We start from the raw sequence: 23,707 nt of genomic DNA on the forward strand, positions 1-23,707 counted from the left end.
TGGTTAGAACTGGAACGTCGGCATCCCCTTCTCAATTCTGAGATCCTGCATCGCCCCCTGGGCGGCACTGCCCCTCAGCGCTTCCATTGCTGCATTGTCTGCCATGGCCAACCGGAATCAATGCCAGTAGAAGGATCATGTTACTGTCTGATACCTTATTTTCCGGCGAATTCCTTCGCCGATATTCATATGGTATTGAGTTATTTAAGATTTTTGCTTATATTTGTATTACAAAGTGAATGCAATGAGTTAAGGATAATATGGAGTTGATACTTGCTGTATAGAAGTTGATACTTGTTGTATAGAAATTGATATTTGTTGTATTTATAGCTGATATTTGCTGTATAAACGCTAATAGTTGCTGTATTTATAGCTTAAATTTGCTATATTTTGTTCATAAAACTGATTTTAATATATCATTTTTAAATTCATATAAAAAATAAGTGGGGCCAATAGCTACTTTCTACAGAAAAGTTAATAAAGATTGGGTTGAATCCACAACCATTGTGTGTCGTAATCACAAAAGTGAACAATTGTAAATAAATTGTGAAAACAGTCAAAAAAGGTTGATTAGAAGAGAGGAGAAGGATGATGATGCATAATCTACCAGATGCTAAGCCCTGCAATCTATGGAAAGAGGCCTTAATCGGAGTCGTACTCGCCTGCATCTGTGCGGCACTGATCTGTCCAGTATGTCTGGCCCAATCAGGCGATGCGAAGGGGTCATCCCCCAGGAGCGTGGATATCATTCACCTGAGCGGTGGTGACTCCGGCTATCCCACGCCATTCATGCACTATCCCCGAGGTCCTGGAATATACAAGATGAACCTGATCTTCGATTGCCTGATAGAGAGGGATGATAAGGGCCTGATCCCCTGGCTGGCAGAGAGCTGGGACATCAGCTCTGACGGGAAGGAGTATACATTCCATCTGAGAGATGATGTCAATTGGGCTGATGGCGAGCCCTTCACTGCAGAGGATGTGAGATTTACCATCGAGTACGAGAAAGAGCACTCACCAGCATCAGCCTATGATCTCTCATTGGTCTCGGATATGAAGGTGATCGATGAGCACACCATCAAGTTCATCCTCAGCCAGCCCATGGCTCCTTTCCTGGACGAGATGGCCTCAGTGCGGATAATCCCCCAGCATATCTGGGAGAAAGTTGATGACCCCAACGCCTTCGACGCTCCAGAGGCGGTAATTGGCACCGGCCCGTATACACTTGAGGAGTACAACAAGGAGCACGGCACCTACAGATTTGCCGCTAAAGAGGACTTCTGGGGACCGACCCCCAGGGTAAAGAGCATCGAGTTTGTGCCCGTCAGCGATGCCACAGTGGCCTTCCAGCAGAGTGCAATCGACTTTGTGGGCCTCTCTGCTGACCTGGTGGATATGTTCAAGAGCGACCCTGAGGTCTACATCTTCCAGCAGCCGGCCGTCTGGGGATATGAGCTGACATTCAACATGGCCAAGAATCCAATTCTAAAGGATAAAGCAGTACGCCAGGCATTTGCCTATGCCATCGACCGGGAGGAGCTGGTGGAGAAGATCGGAAGGGGTGCGGGCAAGCCAGGAAGCATGGGAATTCTGCCCCAGGATCATATCTGGTACAATCCAGATCTGCCCGAGTATGAGCACAATGCCGAAAAGGCGATGAAAATCCTGGAAGAGGATGGCTGGAAGGACAGCGATGGCAATGGGGTGATGGATAAGGATGGACAGGAGCTCTCATTCGATATAATCCTCTCCAGCGACCAGGCGAGAATCGGCGAGCTGGTCAAAGAGAGGCTGAAGGAGGCTGGTATCAGTGTCAACATCCAGGCGATCGAGAGCAAATCCAGAGATGCAAAGCTTGGCAGTGGCGACTTCGAGATAGGGATCAACGGCCATGGTGGCTGGGGATTTGATGCCGACTACCTGAGAGCCAAATTCTGCGGCGAGTCATTTGGCATAGAGGGAGCAGGCCACGGAAGGCCGCTTACCGGGTACCAGAACGATAGGGTGGATGAGCTCTGCCTGGCCCAACTGGGCGAGATCGATGAGCAGAAACGCAAAGAGATCGTCTATGAGATTCAAGAGGTCCTGGCAGAGGATGTGCCGAGCATTCCCCTCTATTATACTGCCAGCTACAATGCCTATCGTCCCGCAGTCTATGATGGCTGGATGAACATGTTCGACCATCATGAGATGACTCACAGCAAGCTGTCATATCTTGACCGCAGCGAATTGGAGAATTGATGAGATGGTGGGTGCAAACGAAAATACTGCCTATCTGGCTGAGCACTGGAGAAACCTGACACAAAACAGGAGAAGAGGGCCTCATTCCGCCCTCTTCTGGGACAGAAGAGCAGAAGGATACTCCCGGGGTGTCTCCAAGGAGAGAAAGCAGAATAAGTCGGATCAGTTCTTCGATCTGATAGCCAGCACCGGTCTATCCCTGGATGGAGCTGAGGTTCTCGATATAGGCTCTGGGCCGGGGACCCTCGCCCTGCCTCTCGCCGAATTGGGGGCCAAGGTGACAGCAATCGACATCTCAGAGCAGATGCTGGCCCACTTGAAGAAGAGAGCGGCAGAAGAGGGATTGAATATCGAGAGGAGCATTCACTCTGGTTGGAGTGAGATAGATATCGATTCCCAGGGATTCCGGGGTCGCTTCGACCTGGTGGTCGCCTCCATGACCCCCGGGATCGATGGTCCCGATTCCTTTGAAAAGATGATGGCCGCATCGAAGGGCGTATGCTACTACAGCAACTTCGTCGCCCGGAGGTGGGACCCTTCCTACTACGAGCTATACCGGATGCTCTTCAATGAGTCGTATCCAGAAGGAGGCTATGGCTTTTCCCTGCCTTTTATGTATCTGTACTCCATGGGCTACAGGCCTGCCATCAAGCTCTCCAAGAGCTCTTGGAAGAACGAGGAGACCGTCGAGAATACAGTGGAGACGGTATCTGGATTTTTCAGCAGCAGCAAAATTATCGATGAGGATATGAAGCTCCGGATCAGAGAGTACTTCGAAAAGAGAGCAGAAAACGGCCTCGTTCAATCCACATCTGACAGCATAATAGGCATGATGGTATGGAAGAAGGATCAATTATCTGATATCTGATGACATGGGGATCATGATTCCGAATGGGGTTTAAGGGATGAGGTCAAGAGAGCGAAAGGGCATGGCGGTTCAATACGCCACCGTCCTTTTCATCATCCTTGTGCTGAACTTTTTTCTTCCCAGGATGATGCCAGGGGATCCATTTCTGATCCTGTCTGCAGATGCAGAGAACGAGGTCGTATCCGTTCTGACTGAGGAGCAAAGGGAGTATTTCAGGAGCTACTATGGACTGGACCGGCCGGTCCACGAGCAGTTCATAAGCTATCTGGGCTCGCTGGCCAGAATGGATCTGGGAGATAGCATCTACTACAAGGTGCCGGTCAGTGATGCAATATGGTTGCGCCTGCCCTGGACGGCGCTGATCGTTGTGGGAGCGAGCATCATAAGCACTCTCGTCGGCATACTCCTCGGCCTTCTCTCTGCCAGGAATCGAGAGAAGGCGGGCGACAAGCTCCTGCTCCTCGGCCTGATCAGCTTTTCTGAGATCCCCTCATTTCTGCTTGGCCTGATCATCCTTTTGGCATTTGCCGCCCGGCTGAAGATCTTTCCCCTGGCAGGGGCGGTGACCCCATTCGCCAATTACTCCGGGCCGCTGGATGCCGCCTGGGATATCGGGTACCATGCCGCCCTTCCCATAATCACCCTCTCCCTCACCCAGCTGACTGGAACCTTCTTGCTGGTTAGAAATACTCTGGTCACTGTGATGACCAAGGATTACATCAGGACGGCCAAGGCCAATGGAATAGGAGAACGTCTGGTCTGGACCAGGCATGCCCTTCGCAATGCACTTCTGCCTGTGGTCACCCGGGTTGGGTTCATGATCGGCATGCTCATGGGCGGGTCGGTACTGGTGGAGAATGTCTTCTCCTATCCGGGTGTGGGAAGCCTTCTCAGGGAAGCTGTAGTTGCCAGGGACTACCCCCTCATCCAGGGGATCATGCTCATAATGGCAGTGAGCATCCTCTCAGTCAACTATCTGGTGGACATCATCTATGAGCATCTGGACCCAAGAGTGGCAAGCTATGAGGCGGCATGACCTTCGACTCCTATAACCGGCAAAAGGATGCTGCTCTGCTGAAGGCTGCCCGAAAAAGCAGCAGCGCCTGGCTGCAGCAGCATCTTCAATACCACCGGCAAAGCCAGCGCCCGTGGAGCAGAATCATTGGATCGATGCTCTGCACATTCGGCAAATTCACTATGGCAGGAAAGATAACCCTACTCGGCCTGCTTCTCATTGTATTCGTGGCCGTATTTGCTCCATTTATAACCATCTACGAGCCATCGGCCATATCTGGAGGCTCCCTGGAGCCGCCGGGGCCAGAGCATATCCTGGGAACGGATGAGCTGGGAATGGACATCTGGTCTCAGATATGTTACGGAGCCAGGATGAGCCTGATCATCGGCCTGGCGGTGGCGCTGATATCCGGGGTTGGAGGAGGCGCTCTGGGGCTATTGGGCGGCTATTTGGGAGGGAACTGGGATAGAGTTCTCCTCCGGGCGATTGATATCACCATGGCCCTGCCGAGCTTTCCCCTGTTGATCGTAATAGCAGCATTTCTCAATCCCAGCATCCTCAATGTGATACTGGCGCTCGTCTTTCTGAGCTGGGCTAAGCCGGCCAGGATAGTGCGTTCCTCTGCTCTGGCCATGAAAAAGCAGCATTACATCATCTCCGCCAGGCTCAATGGAGCCAGCCCCTCCTATATCATCAGGAGGCACATCATGCCCGAGGTGCTGCCGGTCCTGTTTGTCAGCATCCTCAATATAGCATCTTATGCCATTGTGGCCGAGTCGGGCCTGGCATTCCTGGGGCTGGGAGATCCCACTTCCAAGAGCTGGGGCATGATGCTCCACTATTCAACCAGCTTCCGCTCGATCTACTTCACCCCCTACTGGCAGTGGTGGCTTATACCACCATTAGTGGCACTGATATTTCTCCTCCTCTGCCTGGCCTTCATCGGCAGGGATATGGAGAGGGTCATCGATCCAAAGCTGAGGATGGGAGGCCGATCATGATGCCGCTGCTCCAGATCAATGATCTGTCCGTTGATTACCTATCAGAAGGAACAGCGGGCAGATCCTTCCGAGCAGTGGATGGAATCAGCTTTGCTTTGGAGAGAGGGGAGATGCTTGCCGTGGTGGGGGAGTCTGGAAGCGGCAAGACCACCCTTGCTCTGGGAATCATGAGGCTTCTTCCTGAGAATGCCAAGGTTACGGGGTCGATAATCCTCAAGGGCAGGGATTTCAATTCTATGTCGGAGGAGGAAAAAGACCAGATCCGCTGGAAGGAGATTGCTGTTGTATTTCAAAACAGCCTTGAGGTCCTAAATCCGGTGATGAGGATGGAGGATCAGATATGTGAGCCCATGATAAAGCATCTGCATATCGAAAAGGACGAGGCAAAAAAGAGAGGCTCAGAGCTCTTCCGCCTGGTTGACCTGGATCCGGTCTGGCTGAAGGCCTATCCCCACCAGCTCTCCGGCGGGATGAGACAGAGGGCGCTGATTGCCATGGCTCTATCATGTCAACCCGAAATTCTGATCCTCGATGAGGTGACATCGGCTCTGGATGCCTTCACCAAAGCAAAGATAGCCGATCTGCTCAGGAGGCTGCAGAGGGATTTTGGATACAGCATGATACTGATCTCCCATGATATCAGCTTTCTCTCTTCCCTCACCAACAGGATGATGGTGATGTATGCCGGCCGGGCTATGGAGCGGGGAGATACAGATAAGATGATAGACCATCCCCTGCATCCTTATACCAGGGGGCTCATCAACTCCACACCTGGCATCTTCCTCTACCGAGACCTATGGGGGATACCGGGAGAGGCTCCATCAGGAGCAGTGCCGGGCTGCCCGTTCTACTCCCGTTGCACCCAGAGAGTCGATCTATGCATGAGCAGCTCACCGGCTCTGCAGCCTGTGAACAGCGAGCGGGAGGTGGCTTGCCATTTGGGTGGGGTTGTCACCCTTCTCTCCGCCTCGGGGATGAACTACTGCTACCGCCTGCCCGATGGAGGGGTGCTTGATGCCGTAAAGGACGTCTGCCTGGATATCAGTGAGGGTGAGGTCCTGGCCATCGTCGGCCAGACGGGCTCGGGAAAGTCAACCCTCGCCCATATGCTGGCCGGGGTGATGGGCTCTGGGGTGGGGGAGATCTATTTCAAAGGAAACAGGATGAATGGAGAGGGATATGGATCTCAATATGGCGGGATTCAGATAGTCTTCCAGGATCCGGTCAACGCCACCAGCTCCAGGTTCACCGTTCTGGATGCAGTGAAAGAGCCTCTGGATATCAACCATCTGCAAAGGCCAGAGGAGAGGGTCGAGCTGGCGAAGGCAGCTCTTGCTTCAGTTGGCCTTTCCAGCTCTGAGCAATTCCTGAACCAATACTGTGGGAGGCTGAGCGGGGGCCAGAGGCAGAGGGTGGCCCTGGCCCGGGCGCTTATAATGAAGCCCAAGCTCCTGATCGCCGATGAGATCACCTCCTCTCTGGACGTATCCACTGCCGCCAATGTCCTCCGGATGTTGAAAGGGCTGCAAAATTCCCAGGGGTTCGCCATGATCTATATAACCCATGACCTCATGGTCGCCCTCAAGGTGGCAGACAGAATCGCCATCATGGAGAGGGGTAGGATCATCGAGATCGGCAATTCTCATCAGGTGATTCTTCATCCCCAGGAGGAGGCGACAAGAAAGCTGGTGGAGACGAAGATGAATCGAGAAGAGCTGATTCCTGGTGGCTGATAAATAAAACCCCATTAGGGAGCTTTGATGTTGATGGCCCCTCTGGTATTTATGAGCCCTCTGTGATGTTGATGGCCCCTCTGGTATTTATGAGCCCTCTGTGATGTTGATGGCCCCTCTGATGTTTATGAGCCCTCTGTGATGTTGATGGCCCCTCTGATGTTTATGAGCTCTCTGTGATGTTGATGGCCCCTATGTGATATTTATGGGCCTTGTGATGTTGATGGCTCCATGATGTTGGTGAATGAAAAGTGGCATGTGCAATTGATGTAAGACAGCTCTCGAAGCTCTATAATGGCGGGATCAAGGCCCTGGACGGGCTCGATCTAAGGGTAAAAGCAGCGAAGGTATTCGCCTTTCTGGGTCCAAATGGCTCAGGCAAGACCACCCTGATGAGGATACTGACCACTCAGATCAGGCCGACCTCAGGCTCGGCATATATCTTCGGCCTGGATACAGTCAAGAGCGGTCAGGAGATCAGAAAGATCATCGGCTATGTGCCTCAGGAGACCAGCGTCTGGCTGGATATCAGCGGATATGAGAATCTGCTGATCTACTCCAAGATCTACGGCGTTCCATCCAAGATGAGAGAGAAGAGAATCCAGGATACACTGCAGAGCATGGGCATCGAGGAGGTGGCGGACAGGATGGTCAAGAGCTACTCCGGGGGGATGGTGCGCAGGCTGGAGATCGCCTGTGCCCTGCTCGTCGGGCCCAGGATTCTGTTTCTGGATGAGCCGACGATAGGCCTGGACCCATCGGCAAGAAAGGCGGTCTGGGAGAATCTGATATCATTCAAGCAGGAGTACGGCACCACAGTCTTCTTCAATACTCATTACATGGATGAAGCAGACCTCTACTCCGATGAGATAGCGATAATAGACAAGGGCAGGATTGTGAAATCCGGAACGGCAAGTGAGCTGAAGCAGTCTTTGAGAAGCGAGATCATTCAGGTTTATTCACATGACCGGATCGGGGGAAGGGTACTGAAGAGCATCAGGGATCTGGCATTTGTCCAGGGTGTCATCGATAATAACTCCCATCTGGAAATAATTGTGGGGGACTCAGAGACCAGGCTGCCTTTGATCCTGGATCTCTTGAGGGGGGAGGGGATCTCCCTTGAGAGGATATGCACTGCCAAGCCCACATTGGATGACGTCTTCCTGAATTATGCTGGCGCCATTCATTTCAAATGCAGGGAAGAGGAAGAACGGGGATCAAAACCGGTGCAGGCCTGATCGATATGGCTCTGAGTGATTCAATCCGGGAGATGTTTGCCATGATCGAGCTGGAGATCAGAAGGCTCAGGCATGACCGCACTGAGATCTATACCCGGGCGGTGCAGCCCATACTCTGGCTTGGCGTCTTCGGGACGATCATGGGCCGGGTCAATGCCATACCCACAGGCGGTCTTCCCTATATCGACTACATCACCCCGGGGGTATTGCTCCAGTCCACCATATTCGTCTCTGTATTCTACGGCCTGACCATCGTCTGGGAGAGGGAGACCGGGATTTTAAAGCGGCTTCTTGTGGCCCCGACCTCCATTTATGCTACTGTAATCGGCCGGTCGGTGGCCTCCGGGGTGCGAGCAGTGGTCCAGGCTCTGATAATATTTCCCGTGGCCATACTGCTGGGTGTCAAGTTCATCTCCAACCCCTTCTACATAGCAGCCGCTTTTATCATCCTATTTCTGGTCTCGGGAGGATTTGCCGCCATCTCCATCCTGGTGGCCTCCATCATGAAGACCAGGGAGAGGTTCATGGGGCTGGGCCAGGCATTGATCATGCCCCTTTTCTTTGCCAGCAACGCCCTTTACCCCGTGGATATGATGCCTTCTGCTCTGCAGATGTTCGCTGTGCTCAATCCCCTCACCTATGCAGTGGATGCAGTAAGGGGCCTGATGATCAGTGGGGAGTTGAGCAAGCTGTCCATCGATCTCCTGGCCATACTGATCTTTGATGTGGTGGTCTTCACCCTTGCATCGCTCAGCTTCAGGAAGATTATTGAGTGAGAAGGGGAGACTGGATGGGGAGAGGGTTCAATTGACCGACGGCAAGACAGAAGCCAAGAACATCCTGATATGCGGCGCAGGGGCGATAGGATCTCTTATGGGTTATCTTCTCTCCGATCCGGCTCTTGAGGATGGGGCGGCGATCAAGAATGTGGCCCTGCTGGGAAGGATGGGGCATATGGAGAGGATCAGATCTGAGGGATTGGAGGTGGAGGCTCTCGAGGGCACAAAGCGGCTCTATTTCAAACATCTGTTCTCCAGGCTGGAGGAGCTTGAAGCCTCCGATTTCTGTCCACAGATGCTGCTGATCTCCGTCAAGAGCTATTCTCTGAAGGGCCTCTGCGAGGAGATCGCTCGATCCGGCCTGTTGGAGGAGAGGCTGAAGGCCTCTCGCTTCCTTTTGCTGATGAATGGCATGGGAAATGGAGAGCTATTCCGAACCCTCCTCCCGCAGGCCTCAGGAAGGATCTTTGAGGGGATCACCTCAAACGGGGTCAAGCTCGCCCGGGAGGGCAGGATCGAGCTGAAGGGCAGGGGGCCAACACTGATCGAGCAGGGTCTCTTGGGGGAATGGGAGCAGTTCATGAGAGCCCGGTTTGAAGCACGGGGATTTCAGATCGATTTCGTCCCGGATTTCAAGAGGCAGCAATGGAATAAGCTCTTTATCAACTCGGTGATAAATCCAATAGCCGCCCTGGCCCGGCAGCAGAACAGGGTCATCCTCTCCCCTGTTCTGCAGAGCACTGTGGAAAGGGTGGTCAGGGAAGGGGTGGCGGTGGCCGGCGCTGAGGGGCTGGAATTTGATCCCGAGGCGGTCTTTGATCTGGTCTTTTCTGTGGCCGAGAGGACGGCAGAGAACAGTTGCAGCATGCTGCAGGATCTCCTGAATGAGAAGAGCACTGAGATCGATTCTATAAACGGCTATATCGTCCGCCTGGCCAAAGAGCATTCCCTTGCCGTTCCCGTGAACGAGGCATTATACAGCCTGATAAAGGCGGCTGTTAGAGGACCATAAGAATCGAATTTCAGTTGGGAGATCTATAACAAACCCCTGGCAAGAGAGGAATTGTGGACTGGTTCTCTTTCTCTATTGCTGGAGCCGCCTGCCTGGCGGTCACAGGGGTCATCGATAAGTTCTACCTGGGCAGATATGTCCGCAACAGCCTGGCTTATCTCTTCGTCCTGGTGGTGATCCAGCAGATCTTCCTCCTGCCCGTCTTGGCCTATGCCGGCCTCGTGTTCATCTATCCGCATAGCCTTTATGCTCTGTCGACCGGATTGCTGCAGGTGATCCTCTGGGCAGCATATCTGTCTGCCCTCAAGGTCGAGGAGGCGAGCAGGATCGCCGGCCAGGTCTATGTCTTTCCGGTGTTCGTCTTCCTGGGGGAGTTCTTCATATTGGGCGAGACCTTGCGCCCCTCGGACTATGCAGGCGGTGCCCTGCTGCTCTTGGCCGGCCTTCTCATCTCCTACCGCCCGGCCTCAAACCCTGGGAGCAGAGGCGAGAGGGGCAGGATCTCTCCCGCTCTGAAGTATATGGTGGTCTTCTGGATCTTCGCTGCCGCCTACTCCCTGGCCTCCAAGCATCTGCTCGACTATGTCATTGAGTGGCATCTGATCGTCTGGTCGTCGCTTGGCAGCCTGATTGCAGTCTGCGCCCTCCTGGTCAATCGAGAGCTCCGGCGGGAGGCGAGGAGCTACTTTCGTTCCAGCCCAGCGCGCCTCTCAATCCTCTTCTTGAATGAGCTCTTTGATTTCCTGGGCAGAGGGGCCTTCATCTTCGCTTATGCCCTGGGCTCTGTGGCCCTGGTATCCAGCGTCTCTGCCCTGCAGCCCTTCATCACCCTGGTCTATGTCCTGATCCTGGGTGTCCTGGTCCCTGGAGCACTGGTGGAGGAGATGGACCGCCGGGCAGCTGGGATGAAGATTGCAGCGGCGGGGCTGATCATTGCCGGGGTGTACCTGGTCTCCTGAGGGTGTCTATCAGCTCAGGTCAAGCGGAAAGCCAGTGAAAGAGCTGGAGGGCGGAGGAGCACGGGACTATATCCGTAATGATTCTTTAAGCTGCCTTTTTATCTGGGAGAATTCCTCCTCGCTGATGCAGAATGATTCGATCTTCGAGCCGCTCCACCAGTCGAACCTGGCCTCATTGAGAATGCTGAGCAGCAGGGCATGGGTCTCAAGCCAGTCATAATCTATGCCTTGCTCTCTCAGTGCCCTGGTGAACTGGGGGCAGATATAAGCTATGCATTTTGGTGTCTTATGAGTCTGGAGGATGCAGCCTTTGTCGCTGGAGTAGGGGCAGGATCTCTTTGTTATGTCGCCCCTTCCGTAAATCCTCTCTCTCTCTGCATCCAGCTTGCTGCAGCCAGTGGCGCTCTTGGGATATAAGACGACATTCTCATTGCAGCAGCCATTGCAGGTGATGCCATAGTTTTCCTTGCAGTAGCCTGTACCCTCGAAAAAATCATGAAGCAACGACTCCAGCTCCAGATATCTGGCCAGGGGCTCTCTTAAATCGGGCAGGGGGCTCTCTGGCAGAAGAGCCCTCTCTCCGACCATTGGAATTGACTCTGAATGCAATTATCCCACCAGCTTCTTCTGCCCTTATTAAACCTGATACTTAATAACTATTCCTGATATACTGTCGGCAGAAACTTCCGGCCAAGATAGAAATGGCCCATCCCCCGGCCGGGGAGGGGCACGGGCCTCGGGTCGATATCAAACTCCGCTGCCCTGATGCCGGCCACCGGCAGAGAGTGAGCGCCTTCGCCCATATGGAGGGCAATGCACCCAGTATCACTATGAGGGATCTGCAATCATCCAATTGGCTCCAAGATATAGGCTGCCTTAGCAGGCTGCCAGCCCTACCTCACGCCAGCGCGGGTGTCAGACCATTTATTCAGACCCCAGGGCAATAAAACCACCATTGCTCCAAAGAGGATTATTGCAAATATTTGGGACATCACATCCATGCATCATCACCTCCTCTCTATTCCTTGACGGGTCCCATTGACAATTCAAAGCTATAAATGCTGCGGTCAAATAGTAAAAAGATCTGCTGGATATTGCCTTAAAAGAAAAAGAAATGCCTTAAAACTGAAAAGTTTGGCATATTTTGGGCTGGTAAATCAACCAAAAAAGGAAAATAGGTGAATTGGCAGAAAAGGTAAATAACCGGGAAAAAATGGACTGCCCTCTCCTTCCTCTCTTCCGATCCGCCCCTGCCTGGAGGCTCAGGCAGCCTGAAGGGATCACTCCCTCTGGGCCAGAGCAGGCTCAATATAATCTGCGCACCACATATTCGCCGTATAAGTAGCCAGGGGGATAGTAGTAGAGGCCAGGGTAAAGGCTGCCAAAGGAGTATGGATACCAGTGGCTGTATGGAGGATACCACCTGCTTGCATACGGGGGCTTTCCTCCCGTCCAGTAGCCTGTGCCGTTCTCCGACTTCCAGGTATAGCGCAGATCCGGCAACAGATAGCCATTGACTGCAATGCTCCCTTTCGGGCCGCCGCCCCAGTACCACAGATCGCTATAAGTGCTCTGGGCGGGGGCTGTGATCCTATGGCCAAGGCTGTCCAGCCATAATCTGCCGTACTCGCCGCCCACATATGGGGCGTAAGCTATGCTCTGTGCATAGCAGCTCTCTGCCAGTGAAAGTACCGCCAGCAAGAAAATCAGCGATACTATTATTGCTGTTATTGTCTTCATCCCAACTCTCCGCTTAATTATGGGTCGCGGATCGATAAAAAACTTTTGATTAAAAAAAGGTTCAGGTGTCAGGTGGTCAGGGGACCACTCTGGCGCTCAGGATCCTGACCTCTTTTGCCGGCCGGTCCATAGCTCCGGTCTTCACCTTGCCGATCCTGTCCACCACATCCATCCCCTCGATCACCTTGCCAAAGGCGGGGTGTTTGCCGTCCAGGAAGTTGTTGTCCACCAGATTGATGAAGAACTGGCTGCCTCCGGTGTCGGGCCCGGCATTGGCCATGCTGATGGTCCCCCGATTGTTCTTGCTGCTGGGGGAAAACTCGTCCTTGATGGAATAGCCCGGCCCGCCCCTTCCCGTTCCGGTGGGGTCTCCGCCCTGGATCATGAAGCCATCGATGATCCGATGAAAGATCACTCCATCATAGAAGCCCTTCTCCACCAGCTTCTTGAAGTTGCCTGCAGTGATGGGCATATCCGGATAGAGCTGAATGGTGACATCGCCCATGCTGGTGTTGAGCAGAACCTTAGCTCCTGCCTCTGTGCTATCTGCTGTCATTGTCAAATCATCTCCATTGTCAAATCATCTCCATTATCAATCTACTCCTGTGATCAGCTGATTCGTTTGGCCTTAATGATCACGACCTCCTCTACAGGTCGGTCAGCGCTGTCCCTATTGACCTTTCCGATCCTGTCCACCACATCCATGCCCTCTATGACCCGGCCGAATACCGGATGCTTCTCATCCAGGAAGCTGTTGTCAGCCAGGTTGATGAAAAACTGGCTCCCCCCGGTCTCGGGTCCGGCATTGGCCATGGCTATGGTGCCGCGCTCATTTCGATTATGATCGGTGAACTCATCCCGGATGGTATAACCGGGCCCGCCCCTTCCCGTTCCGGTGGGGTCTCCGCCCTGGATCATGAAGCCATCTATAACCCGGTGGAAGATCACACCATCATAAAAGCCCTCCTCCACCAGGCTCAGGAAGTTGCCTGTGGTGATGGGCATATCACTGTAGAGCTGAAGGGTGATGTTGCCCATGCTGGTCTTCATGAGGACCTTTGCATCTTCAGCACCCTTCTCACTATCCTCGCCCAGGCATCCCGCCTGGATCACGGCCAGCACCAGAATGCCGACAGCCAGATAAGATCCAAGTTGCATCATCGAAAAATGGAGGACCTGAGGAGAAATAAGCCTTCCGGAGTGAGAGGAAAGGGGAAAATAAGCGATCTTCGGAGCTGAGCCCGGCTATTTCATGGCCCGGCTCTCATCCACCACAATGTAGTCTTTTATTGCTACCACTGAGCTGTATGGTATCAGCACATACTTGCCATCCTCTCGATACCTGCTGCGATCAAGGCCCGAGTTGGGCTTCACCACCAGGTCCACCAGCTTGCCGGTCATGACCTCGTAGATCAGGTTCTCCAGATCTCCCAGCACCCGGCCATCGACGTTTACGATCTCCTTATCTGCAATGCTTCCTGCGAACACCTTTCCCATGCCTCTTAGACCCCCTATCTTGAATATCCAGATCCAATCTCAGATCCAGACCTGAATCCAAGCACCAGATGCGGACCAGGTCATCTGTAGCCGGCGAGCGAGGTCGGCTCAACCTTGATTCCGCCCTTGAACCTCTCGCCTATGCGCTCATAATAGCTGAGCATATGCTCCTCCACGCTCGGCCTCACCTTCTTCAAAGCCTCCCGGTAGTGCCTCATCTCCACTCTGTCCAGCCCCTCCCGCAGAGCGAGCATGGCCCCCTCCCGGCAGAGGTTATCCAGATCTGAGCCCACATAGCCATCGGTCAGCTCCGCCAGCTCATCCAGGCTCACATCCTCTCCCCTGGGCGTCTTTGCGGCATGGATCTTGAGGATCTCATATCTCCCCTGCCGGTCGGGCGGCCCCACCAGTAGCATGCGGTCGAACCTTCCCGATCGAAGCAGCGCCGGGTCAAGGATATCGGGCCGGTTGGTGGCGGCGATCACCATAACATCCTTCAGGCTCTCCAGGCCGTCAAGCTCTGCTAAAAGCTGGTTTACCACCCGTTCCATCACCCTGCTCCCCTCTTCCACCCCTCTCATAGGGGCGAGGGAGTCCAGCTCATCGAAGAATATGATCGCCGGCGAGACCTGCCTTGCCTTGCGGAATATCTCTCTTATCGCCTTCTCTGACTCGCCCACCCACTTGGAGAGCATCTGCGGGCCCCGGATGCTTATGAAGTTGGCAGATGTCTCATTGGCCACCGCCTGGGCGATCATGGTCTTGCCTGTACCCGGCGGCCCGTAGAGGAGAATTCCCTTGGGCGGCCTTATGCCCATCCTCTGGAACTTCTCCGGGTGTTTGATGGGCCACTCTATGGACTCGATCAGCTCCTGCTTCAAGGATCCCAGCCCGCCCATATCCGTCCAGTTGACTCGGGGCACCTCCACCAGAACCTCTCTCATGGCCGAGGGCTCGATCTCCTTGAGAGCTTCCTCGAAGTCAGAGCCCGTGACCTGCATCTGATCGATGATCTCCCGCGGTATCTCATCCTCTGAGGTGAGATCGGGCAGGTAGCGGCGGAGGGCCTTCATGGCCGCCTCTTTGCACAGGGCATTCACATCCGCCCCCACAAAGCCATGCATCCTGTCCGCCAGCCCTTCCAGGTTGACGTCATCTGCCACAGGCATATTCTGCATATGGATCTGCAGGATCTCCACTCTCCCCGCTCTATCCGGGACCCCGATCTCGATCTCTCTGTCAAACCGCCCCGGCCGGCGAAGGGCGGGGTCGATGGCCTCCTCCCGGTTGGTGGCTCCTATCACCACCACCTGCCCCCTCTCCTTCAGGCCGTCCATCATGGCCAGAAGCTGGGCCACCACCCTTCTCTCCACCTCTCCTGTGACCTCGCCCCTCCGGGCGCAATGGAATCGATCTCGTCGATGAAGATGATGGAAGGGGCGGACTTCTGCGCCTCCTCGAAGATCTCCCTCAGCCTCTGCTCGCTCTCGCCATAGTATTTGGACATGATCTCCGGCCCGGCGATGGAGATGAAGTTCGCCCCGCTCTCATTGGCCACTGCCTTGGCGATCAGGGTCTTTCCTGTGCCCGGCGGGCCGTAGAGAAGAACCCCTTTGGGCGGCTCGATGCCGAGCTTTTGGAATATCTCTGGATGCTTTATGGGCAGCTCGATCATCTCCCTTACCCGCTGCACCTCTGAGCGCAGGCCGCCCACATTCTCATAAGTGATTCCAGTGGCCTTGACCGATCGAACGCTCTTGGCCGGCTTCTCCAGGAGAACGATCTCCGTCCTCTCGCAGATCACCACCACATCATCAGGATGGGTCTCTGTCACCACCAAAGGCACTGGCTCCATCCGCCCCGCAAAGGGATGGCTGCCTGCGCTCATGATGGGGAGGATATCCCCCGCCACCACCGGCCGCTTGAGGGTCTGGCGGCGGATCATATCTGCAGCCTCATCCCCGTAGTGCATATGTGAACCTGTGGGGGGAGCGAGGACGATCCTCTGCGCCTCGGCATACCTGGCCTTGCGGATCTTCACCTTGTCTCCGATGCCAACCCCGGCATTCTGGCGGATGAAGCCGTCTATCCTGATGTAATCCTGAGACCAGTCCTGCCGGTCGGCCCGCCAGACCTTGGCTGCAGTGAGCCTCTTCCCCTCAATCTCAATGATGTCTCCCGGGCTGAGCCTCAGGGTCAAAAGGGCATTGGGGTCCAGGCGAGCGATGCCCCGGGCAGAGTCATTGGGATAGGCTTTGGCCACCTTTAAAGCTATATCCTTGAATTCACGCACAGTTTCAGTCTATCTATGCTTCTCGATTTAAATCTATCTGGTGTCGATGGGTTTTTTTTTTATTCAAAAAAGGAACCGATCTCTCTATTCCATTGGGCCGGTTGGACTCTGACTGCTGGAATGTCTCTTTTAAATAGGATCGACTGCAATTGATTGTCATGGTCCAGAAAGAGAGTATGGAGGAGCTTATAGCCGCGGCCAGAGGCGAGATCGAGGTCGATCTCCTCCTTCTCGGGGGATCGGTCGCCAACCTCATATCGGGCGAGGTTCGCAGAGCAGATGTTGCTGTGCACAGAGGGATGATCGTGGGCTTTAGTTGCAGCAGTGCTCGCGAGACTGTGCATTTGGATGACCTGATCCTGGCCCCGGGGTTCATCGACGGCCATGTCCATATTGAGAGCAGCATGGTCACCGTTCCAGAGTATGCACGGGCAGTGGTCCCTCATGGAACCACCACAGTGATCGCCGACCCCCATGAGATCGCCAACGTCTGGGGCGAGGAGGGGGTCCGCTATATCCTTCATTCAGCGAGAGATGTTCCTCTGAACGTCTTCGTCATGCTCCCTTCCTGTGTCCCGGCCACTGACATGGAGACGGCTGGAGCTCTCCTGGGGCCTGATTCTCTGGCCGGGCTATTGAGGGAGGAGGGGGTGATTGGCCTGGCCGAGGTCATGAACTATCCTGGGGTCATCTTCCGGGATCCGCAGCTCATGGATAAGATCCGGCTGGCAGGGGGACGGCTTGTGGACGGCCATGCCCCCCGCCTCTCCGGCCAGGATCTATCCGCTTACATCTGTGCGGGCATAAGATCGGATCATGAGTGTACCACCCTGGCTGAGGCGGATGAGAAGCTGTTCTCAGGGATGTTCATCATGCTGCGGGAGGGAAGCGCCGCCAGCAACCTCTCAGAACTCCTGCCTCTGATCACGCCTGAAAACTCCCGCCACTTCCTCTTCGTATCAGACGACCGCCACCCAAGGGATATCCTCCTGGAAGGGCATATCGATTTTATGCTGAGAAGAGCAATTAGAGAGGGTCTTGATCCCATCGTCGCCCTGCAGATCTCCAGCCTCAATGCCGCCCGCTACTTCGGCCTGGCCGACCTGGGGGCCATAGCACCCGGCTACCGGGCGGACATCGCCGTCCTGGACGGCCTGGAGGAGCCGAGGGTGGTGCAGGTATTCAAGGACGGCAGGCTGGTGGCCAGGGATGGCGATCTCATCGTCCGCATGAATAAGCCGGCCCGGGCCCTTCATAAGCCGATGCAGATCGCTACCCTCAGCCGCCGATCTTTTGAGATCCGGGCTGGGAAGGGGCCTGCCCGGACCATTGGCATCGTCCCCGGCCAGATCATCACCCGATCTCTGTCCCTCTTCCCCCGCATCCGGGATGGGGTGGTGCTGCCGGACATTGATCAGGATATCCTCAAGCTGGCAGTGATCGAGAGGCACAGGGCCACGGGCAATGTGGGCCTGGGTCTGGTGCAGGGCTTCCGCCTAATGAAGGGCGCTCTGGCCACATCCGTGGCCCACGACTCCCACAATATCGTCGTGGTCGGGACCGGGGATGAGGAGATGCTGGCTGCAGTCAGTGCCATCAAGGGGATGAACGGCGGTCTGGTGGCAGTGGAGGGGGGCCGGGCCCTGGCCTCTCTGCCTCTGCCTGTAGCCGGGCTGCTCTCAGAGAGCCATATGCAGGAGGTGGCAGAGGGGATTGATGAGTGCATCGATGCAGCGAAAGGATTGGGCTGCTGCCTGAAAGATCCCTTCATGGCCCTCTCCTTTCTCTCTCTGCCTGTGATCCCGGAGCTGAAGCTCACCGACAGGGGGCTGGTGGATGTCCCGGCCTTCCGGCTGGTTCCCCTGTTCGAATGATCCGGAAACCCGCCAACGGGAAGTCTTTTATGGAACCAGACTCAATTCAAATCGGTGATAGTAAATGGTAAGGATAAGTGGAAGATCGGGCAGGACCAAGGGCTCACCCTCGGGAGGAGATAAGTTCGAGCAGGAGATCTACATGACTGCTGGCGAGATGGCAGATATGATGCGCGGTCTGGCGAGCGAGATCGAGAACAGAGGGAGGGTTGAGGCCTCTTATGCTGATTGGACTTTGGGAGTGAATCCCAATGAGCCCCTCAAGGCAGAGATACAGTTCAAGCACGATCCGAGCAGAAGGGAGCTGGAGGTTCAGTTGAAGCTCAAAGAGTTCCCGTGAATAAAACAAAAGCGGTTTTGGGAGTTAGCACTGAAATCATAACCAGAAAACCTGCCAATAGCAAACTTTTTATGGAACCGGATCCATTTACAGGTCGGTGATAGAAAATGGTAATGATCCAAGGAAGACCAGGCAGAACCAAGGGCACCCCCTTTGGAGGAGATAAGTTCAAGCAGGAACTTTATATGAATCGTGCCGAGATGGCAGAGATGATGCGCGGTCTGGCGAATGAGTTCGAGGGCGGAGGACGGGTTGAGGCCTCTTATGGTGGATGGACTTTGGGAATGACTCCCAATGAGCCCATGATGGCAGAGGTGAGGTTTGATTCTGAACCGGGCAAAAGAGAGTTCGAGATTCGGCTGACCCTCAAAGAGTTTCCGTGAAAAAATGGTTTCGCCAGAATAACAAGAATTCTTATAGCATTGCCGCCCTCATGCCCCTGCTCCGGGCCGATCTGGCCCCGGGGCCGAGGGCGGGAATCATGCTCTACAGTTTTGCCACTCCCCAGGCTGGGGAGGTTTACCACGAGGTCAACCAGGCCCGGGAGGCGGGGCTGGATGCCCTCTTCGTCGCCGGCGGCCCTCATCCCTCTGCCCTGCCCGGCGGAGGCCCTGGAGTATTTTGATTATGTAGTCATAGGGGAGGGAGAGGAGACCCTGCCCGAGCTGATAGATGCCATAGAGACGGGCAGAGGGGCAGCTAGTGTCCGGGGCATAGCCTACAGAAGAGGGGAGGAGGCGATCTATACCGGGGATAGGCCGCCTGTGGATCTGGACTGCTATCCTCCTTTCAGCAGCATCCTTGCCCCTATAGAGATCACCCGCGGCTGCCCCTGGGGCTGTGCCTACTGCCAGACCCCCCGCCTCTTCGGGCGCTGCATGCGCCACCGCTCCATCCCCGTCATCTCCAGATTCGCCCGCCGCCATAAAGATATCCGTTTCACCTCTCCCAACTCTCTCGCCTATGGCTCCGATGGCAGGCGCCCCCGGCTGGAGAAGGTCAGCGCCCTGCTGGAAGCCCTCCGCGGGCAGAAGAAGCCCATCTACTTCGGCACCTTTCCCTCTGAGGTGAGGCCCGATTTCGTATCTGATGAGGCCCTGGAGATCATAACCCGGCACTGTGCCAACAGGAGCATCAGCCTGGGAGGTCAGTCCGGCAGCCCAGCCGTCCTGGAGAGGATTGGAAGGGGGCATGGCAGGGAGGAGATAGAGTCTGCCTGCGAGATCATCTTAGAGCATGGCCTCATTCCCCAGGTGGATCTGATATTCGGCCTGCCGATGGAGTCTGCAGAGGATCAGCAGATGTCTCTGGACCTGGTCAGATGGATCGAGGGAAAAGGAGGAAAGGTGCGGGCGCACCGGTTCATGCCCCTGCCCGGAACTCCTCTCTGGGAGGAGACCCCCTCTCCCCTCTCCAGAGATGCAGAGGCTCTGCTGGGCAGCCTGGCTCAGAAAGGCCGCCTGTCAGGCAGTTGGGGCTAGAGGTAAAACTGCCGGAAAGGCTTGCGGTATTCGTCTTGCAGCTCATATCTTATTATCATCTTATCGGGCAGCACCTGGATCTCCCTTACAGACTGTGAGAACAGGAACCAGATGAAGCCCCTGTCCGGGAGCCTGTACCGGTCTGGCAGGGTGGAGGTGAACTCGGATTCGCCCAGGATATAGGTTCGCAGCAGCTCGCTTCCGGAAGCGAAGAGGAAGGGGAAGCTTACATTCTCAATCTCCCTTTGGCATGTGCCCTTCAGCCTCAGGCGGTCCGCCAGGAAATTCAGGTACTCGTCCTTGTTTATCACTAACTCTCTCATCTCGCTCAATCAAGTCACCATCGGTGGACTGGCGGGGATAAGAGATAAAATTAATCGTCAGAGAGCCATTGGGCAGCGATCTCAACCTCCTCATTCTCTTCAGATTCAATAGAACTCTCCTGGCAATGAGGTCCATCGCCGCTCTTCAATCCATATCGATCTTGAAGCTGCCTGCCGGACGAGGATTCCTCCAGATCCCCTCCCAGCTCATTGATCTGGAATATCAGGCCGCTGAATGCCTCCAGCTCTCTGGCTATGACCTCCTCCCGGGTCAAGTAGATGCTTCTCTCCGATTCGACGGTGAGGGCATCTGGCCCTCTGAAGACCAGCCTCCGAACCCCATCCCGGCGAAGCGCTCGGCGAATCTCTCTGTCATGGGCTAAGACCATTCCCGGGATGAGCACCGTCTCCTTTATGTCCTCCAGGTCCAGGCGGTTGAAGTCCTCAATGGTGATGAGGCCGCCGATCTCCTTATTCACTGCAACCACATTCACAGCCTCCCCCAGCTCCTCGAATATGGCTGATAGGAGTGGATAGGCCACAGAGCTGGTGATGATGGTAGCGCTCCTCTCTATGGCAGGCAATCGATCCAGCTCCTCTTTATGATGGGCCAGGGCGAAGGGCGCTCCCGTCAGGGGATCCCAAAGGGGGGTCCCTATGACCCTCATATCATACTGCTCATAGATCTTGGTGGCAATTCTGCTGATCTCCTCTACCGAATATGGAATTATGCCCGGCATCACTGGATCGTTTCCAAAGATGAGCCCCTGCTCTTTGCTATTGGCAAATGACATGAGCATCAGGCCTTTTGCCCCCATATCGCTTAGATCCTGACAGGTCTTCTCCAGCTCAGGGCCATCGTTTATCCCCGGTATGAGGACGATCATGGCATAAAGATCGGCCCTCTCGCAGAAAGTGCTGAGATTTGCGAGCACTGCCTCAGGATGTTTATCATTCACATATCTGCGGCGGAGCTCCGGATTGGTGGAGAAGACAGAGAAGCTGATCCTCTTGAGGCCGGCGTCGACCAAGGGGCCGGCCTCATCTCCCCGGGAGAAGCCCTTTCCACTGGTGTAATCCAGCTGGATTGGGATCTCGCCATTGCTGAGGGTTTGAACCAGTTTGAGCAGGTCTGGATGAAAGCTGGCATCACCGTTTCCTTTTATGGTTATAGCATCTGGCCGGGAAAAGGTGCATTGTTGGGAGGCTTCGAATATCAGTTGGTCCAGGGACTTGAAGCCGGGCTGGATCTCTAAGATATATCTAGAACAGTAATCGCATCCTTTTTTATGTGGTGCGCACTGTTTGCAGCCCAGCGGTTCTATCCAGTTTACCCCTTTGAAATAACAGAAGCTACAAAATCCCCCGCAGTCAAAGCCCGGCCTACCTCCTACATCAACGACTGCTTCCATGGTCTCTTATTTGTTGTAAGGGTAATTAAATCTTATGTTAGATTATGAGATAAGTTTCCAGATAAAATACAGCAAAACATAGCGTATATCTGAATAATTAATTAAACGGATCCTAAATTATAATTAAATGTAAGACATATACATTTTAATAATAATTATAATTAAATAAATAATCTCTGTGACAGCGAACCTCGTGAAAAGCAGGTTCTTCGCTGAATCATGTGAGCGATGTACTGCCGGGTGGAGTGGGCCCCTGACAGTAGAAAGGTAGTTAAACCCCCATGAACAATGGCTTTCGAGGGATAAGCGAATTCTTTTTCATGCAAATGATATTTGAGCAACCTTCACTTCGAAATGAAGCGGAGATCTGCAATTAAGAGCTGAATGAAGCCTTGGGTTGTGCACATTTTTCAATAAAATGACAGGGCTCTCAGCTGCGGCTCGAGCCCTGTTAATCCCTCAGTTATAATCTCTCCATAGGTGCAGCCAACCTCTTTTCGTATGAAAATATGCAATTTCATTTTCAACCATTGCTTGCCAAAAGATTGATTCCCTGTTCTGGTTTATGCGGAATACATCTATGTAACACGCTATATATTTTATGTCCTTTTCATTTCACTCCGAATAGCGATATCATTTCAATCTTCTTCCAATTTTTTAAATTATTTATAGATGATAACTTAAAACTTTCGGTAACGTCCAGAAAGGCCATAATCTCGTAGCCGTTACGTATCCTACTATCGTTACTCTACGTCCATGCGGATAATCTTTTCAAACAAAGATTTTTAATCAACTCCCCTATCTCGATAGCGCGAATATGGACTGCATAATATGGGATGAACAGCAAAATAATTTTATATCTTTCCTTCAGACACATCTCCAATGCTCCTCTTCGCCCATGTGGGCCTTGCCCTGGCCACTGCCCGCCTCAGCAGCCGACTGGATCTGATGTTTCTAGCCCTGGGATCCATGCTCCCCGATATCCTGGATAAGCCCTTAGGCCTGCTGGTATTCGGGAGCGCGAATATGGGAAGAACATTCGCCCATACCCTTCTTTTCCTGATCATTCTGGCAGCTATCTCTTTTCATCTGCAGGATATCAAAATGGCCTCCCTCACCTGGGGGGTTTTGGTGCATCTCATCTTGGACTCCATGTGGAGCTCTCCCATCATCCTCCTCTGGCCGCTTCTGGGTGGATTTCCGCGCGCCCCCTATATGGATACATTGAGCTACTTACAGATGCTTCTCACGGGCCTGGAGGATCCCGGAATCCTTATCCCTGAGCTGCTGGGCCTAGGCTACCTGCTCATCCTTATCTATCAAAAAAGGAGCTTGATTCTGGCAAAAGCACAGATCTGCGAATAATTATAAGTATTAGGAACTTATATAATTTTTTGAGATGATATGTTATGAGGGAGCGAAGGAGCAAAGATCAGATCGTAGTAGAGATCTTGCATCTGTGCGAAGACGGGGAGAATATAACCAGAATAGTCTATCGAACCAATACCAGCTTTGCCATCGTTAAGGCATATCTTCACATCCTCATGAAAAACAATCTCCTGGAATTTATTGAGGCCTCCCCCCGGCTCTACAAGACAACGAGAAAGGGCCTGGAGATGCGGGACCGGCTGGAGGGCCTCCATAAGCTGATGGAGGGCCTCAAGGTTTAGGCTGATCTATCAGCGAGGGCCTCGCATCGGCATTATGGGACTGCGCAGGCCAGAAATCTATAAGACAGGGGGCATGGAGATATCTTTTACCTCTATATAAGCTCAGGGATGTCCACCATTGCTGGACCTATAGAAAAATTTTGTAGAATACAGCCGTCCTCTGAGATAAAAATAGCCCGTATGGTTGGTATAACGGCTAGATCCCTTAATTTACAAATAGATTTTTTATAT

The 23,707-nt window shown here is 53.9% G+C and carries 24 protein-coding genes and 1 pseudogene; 16 read left to right on the forward strand and 9 right to left on the reverse strand.

The window, feature by feature from the left end; all coding sequences use genetic code 11:
• The first annotated feature begins 588 nt into the window (after nt 1–588).
• The 9 genes from IPI63_RS11695 to IPI63_RS11735 all read left to right on the forward strand — a co-directional run bounded on the left by IPI63_RS11695 (nt 589) and on the right by IPI63_RS11735 (nt 10,846).
• Nucleotides 589–2,241, forward strand: a complete 1,653-nt coding sequence (locus tag IPI63_RS11695; RefSeq protein WP_292478585.1) for an ABC transporter substrate-binding protein — start codon at nt 589–591, stop codon at nt 2,239–2,241.
• Nucleotides 2,242–2,245: 4 nt separating this feature from the next.
• A complete protein-coding gene (locus IPI63_RS11700) occupies nt 2,246–3,109 on the forward strand; it encodes a class I SAM-dependent methyltransferase (RefSeq protein WP_292478586.1) in 864 nt (287 codons plus the stop codon).
• A gap of 37 nt (nt 3,110–3,146) precedes the next feature.
• Nucleotides 3,147–4,145 (forward strand): ABC transporter permease, encoded by a 999-nt coding sequence (locus IPI63_RS11705; protein WP_292478588.1) that lies wholly within the window; start codon nt 3,147–3,149, stop codon nt 4,143–4,145.
• Entirely contained in the window at nt 4,142–5,125 is a 984-nt protein-coding gene (locus IPI63_RS11710; RefSeq protein ID WP_292478589.1) for an ABC transporter permease, read from the forward strand. The genes IPI63_RS11705 and IPI63_RS11710 overlap by 4 nt, the downstream gene beginning before the upstream one ends.
• Nucleotides 5,125–6,858, forward strand: coding sequence for a dipeptide ABC transporter ATP-binding protein (locus tag IPI63_RS11715; RefSeq protein ID WP_394357590.1), 1,734 nt, complete (start codon nt 5,125–5,127; stop codon nt 6,856–6,858). Before IPI63_RS11710 ends, IPI63_RS11715 begins: the two co-directional genes overlap by 1 nt.
• A gap of 251 nt (nt 6,859–7,109) precedes the next feature.
• On the forward strand, nt 7,110–8,096 hold the full coding sequence (locus tag IPI63_RS11720; protein ID WP_292478592.1) for an ATP-binding cassette domain-containing protein: 987 nt from the start codon (nt 7,110–7,112) through the stop codon (nt 8,094–8,096).
• A gap of 5 nt (nt 8,097–8,101) precedes the next feature.
• Nucleotides 8,102–8,872: an ABC transporter permease gene (locus IPI63_RS11725; protein ID WP_214066394.1), complete on the forward strand. Its 771-nt coding sequence runs from the start codon at nt 8,102–8,104 to the stop codon at nt 8,870–8,872.
• A complete protein-coding gene (locus tag IPI63_RS11730) occupies nt 8,865–9,887 on the forward strand; it encodes a ketopantoate reductase family protein (RefSeq protein WP_292478593.1) in 1,023 nt (340 codons plus the stop codon). The genes IPI63_RS11725 and IPI63_RS11730 overlap by 8 nt, the downstream gene beginning before the upstream one ends.
• Before the next feature lie 53 nt (nt 9,888–9,940).
• Nucleotides 9,941–10,846 carry an EamA family transporter gene (locus IPI63_RS11735; RefSeq protein ID WP_292478594.1) on the forward strand — a complete coding sequence of 302 codons (906 nt, stop codon included), beginning with the start codon at nt 9,941–9,943 and terminating at the stop codon, nt 10,844–10,846.
• Nucleotides 10,847–10,912: 66 nt separating this feature from the next.
• Here the strand turns inward: IPI63_RS11735 and IPI63_RS11740 are convergent, their stop codons facing one another.
• The 7 genes and pseudogenes from IPI63_RS11740 to IPI63_RS11770 all read right to left on the reverse strand — a co-directional run bounded on the left by IPI63_RS11740 (nt 10,913) and on the right by IPI63_RS11770 (nt 16,376).
• Entirely contained in the window at nt 10,913–11,434 is a 522-nt protein-coding gene (locus IPI63_RS11740) for a hypothetical protein (protein WP_292478596.1), read from the reverse strand.
• A 68-nt stretch (nt 11,435–11,502) separates the two neighbouring features.
• Nucleotides 11,503–11,649 (reverse strand): hypothetical protein, encoded by a 147-nt coding sequence (locus IPI63_RS11745; RefSeq protein WP_292478597.1) that lies wholly within the window; start codon nt 11,647–11,649, stop codon nt 11,503–11,505.
• 502 nt (nt 11,650–12,151) lie between these two features.
• Nucleotides 12,152–12,586 carry a hypothetical protein gene (locus IPI63_RS11750; RefSeq protein ID WP_292478599.1) on the reverse strand — a complete coding sequence of 145 codons (435 nt, stop codon included), beginning with the start codon at nt 12,584–12,586 and terminating at the stop codon, nt 12,152–12,154.
• 76 nt (nt 12,587–12,662) lie between these two features.
• Entirely contained in the window at nt 12,663–13,142 is a 480-nt protein-coding gene (locus IPI63_RS11755; RefSeq protein ID WP_292478600.1) for a peptidylprolyl isomerase, read from the reverse strand.
• Between the two features lie 53 nt (nt 13,143–13,195).
• On the reverse strand, nt 13,196–13,747 hold the full coding sequence (locus IPI63_RS11760; protein ID WP_292478601.1) for a peptidylprolyl isomerase: 552 nt from the start codon (nt 13,745–13,747) through the stop codon (nt 13,196–13,198).
• 84 nt (nt 13,748–13,831) lie between these two features.
• On the reverse strand, nt 13,832–14,083 hold the full coding sequence (locus tag IPI63_RS11765; RefSeq protein WP_214066400.1) for a PRC-barrel domain-containing protein: 252 nt from the start codon (nt 14,081–14,083) through the stop codon (nt 13,832–13,834).
• 80 nt (nt 14,084–14,163) lie between these two features.
• Nucleotides 14,164–16,376 (reverse strand): annotated as a pseudogene (locus tag IPI63_RS11770) (CDC48 family AAA ATPase).
• 158 nt (nt 16,377–16,534) lie between these two features.
• Between IPI63_RS11770 and ade the strand changes: the two are divergent.
• From ade to IPI63_RS11795, 5 genes are all read left to right on the forward strand, one after another.
• A complete protein-coding gene (gene ade / locus IPI63_RS11775) occupies nt 16,535–18,250 on the forward strand; it encodes an adenine deaminase (RefSeq protein ID WP_292478602.1) in 1,716 nt (571 codons plus the stop codon).
• 64 nt (nt 18,251–18,314) lie between these two features.
• Complete coding sequence (locus IPI63_RS11780) at nt 18,315–18,590, forward strand: amphi-Trp domain-containing protein (RefSeq protein ID WP_214064613.1); 276 nt, start codon at nt 18,315–18,317, stop codon at nt 18,588–18,590.
• A 113-nt stretch (nt 18,591–18,703) separates the two neighbouring features.
• The gene (locus IPI63_RS11785; protein WP_292478603.1) at nt 18,704–18,973 is read left to right on the forward strand and encodes an amphi-Trp domain-containing protein; all 270 of its coding nucleotides are present in this window, start codon (nt 18,704–18,706) and stop codon (nt 18,971–18,973) included.
• On the forward strand, nt 18,970–19,215 hold the full coding sequence (locus IPI63_RS11790; RefSeq protein WP_292478604.1) for a hypothetical protein: 246 nt from the start codon (nt 18,970–18,972) through the stop codon (nt 19,213–19,215). The genes IPI63_RS11785 and IPI63_RS11790 overlap by 4 nt, the downstream gene beginning before the upstream one ends.
• Complete coding sequence (locus IPI63_RS11795; protein WP_292478605.1) at nt 19,148–20,071, forward strand: TIGR04013 family B12-binding domain/radical SAM domain-containing protein; 924 nt, start codon at nt 19,148–19,150, stop codon at nt 20,069–20,071. The genes IPI63_RS11790 and IPI63_RS11795 overlap by 68 nt, the downstream gene beginning before the upstream one ends.
• Here IPI63_RS11795 and IPI63_RS11800 read toward each other — a convergent pair.
• Nucleotides 20,068–20,394, reverse strand: coding sequence for a hypothetical protein (locus IPI63_RS11800; RefSeq protein ID WP_292478606.1), 327 nt, complete (start codon nt 20,392–20,394; stop codon nt 20,068–20,070). The two genes, IPI63_RS11795 and IPI63_RS11800, sit on opposite strands and share 4 nt — an antisense overlap.
• A gap of 50 nt (nt 20,395–20,444) precedes the next feature.
• Nucleotides 20,445–21,806, reverse strand: coding sequence for a methyl coenzyme M reductase-arginine methyltransferase Mmp10 (mmp10, locus tag IPI63_RS11805; protein ID WP_292478607.1), 1,362 nt, complete (start codon nt 21,804–21,806; stop codon nt 20,445–20,447).
• Between the two features lie 882 nt (nt 21,807–22,688).
• Between mmp10 and IPI63_RS11810 the strand changes: the two genes are divergently transcribed.
• Nucleotides 22,689–23,171, forward strand: a complete 483-nt coding sequence (locus IPI63_RS11810; protein WP_292478608.1) for a metal-dependent hydrolase — start codon at nt 22,689–22,691, stop codon at nt 23,169–23,171.
• 44 nt (nt 23,172–23,215) lie between these two features.
• Nucleotides 23,216–23,476: a winged helix-turn-helix domain-containing protein gene (locus tag IPI63_RS11815; protein WP_214083658.1), complete on the forward strand. Its 261-nt coding sequence runs from the start codon at nt 23,216–23,218 to the stop codon at nt 23,474–23,476.
• Nucleotides 23,477–23,707: the final 231 nt, after the last annotated feature.

The sequence above is a fragment of the Methanothrix sp. genome (assembly GCF_016706325.1).
In the GTDB taxonomy this organism is placed as follows: Archaea; Halobacteriota; Methanosarcinia; order Methanotrichales; family Methanotrichaceae; genus Methanothrix.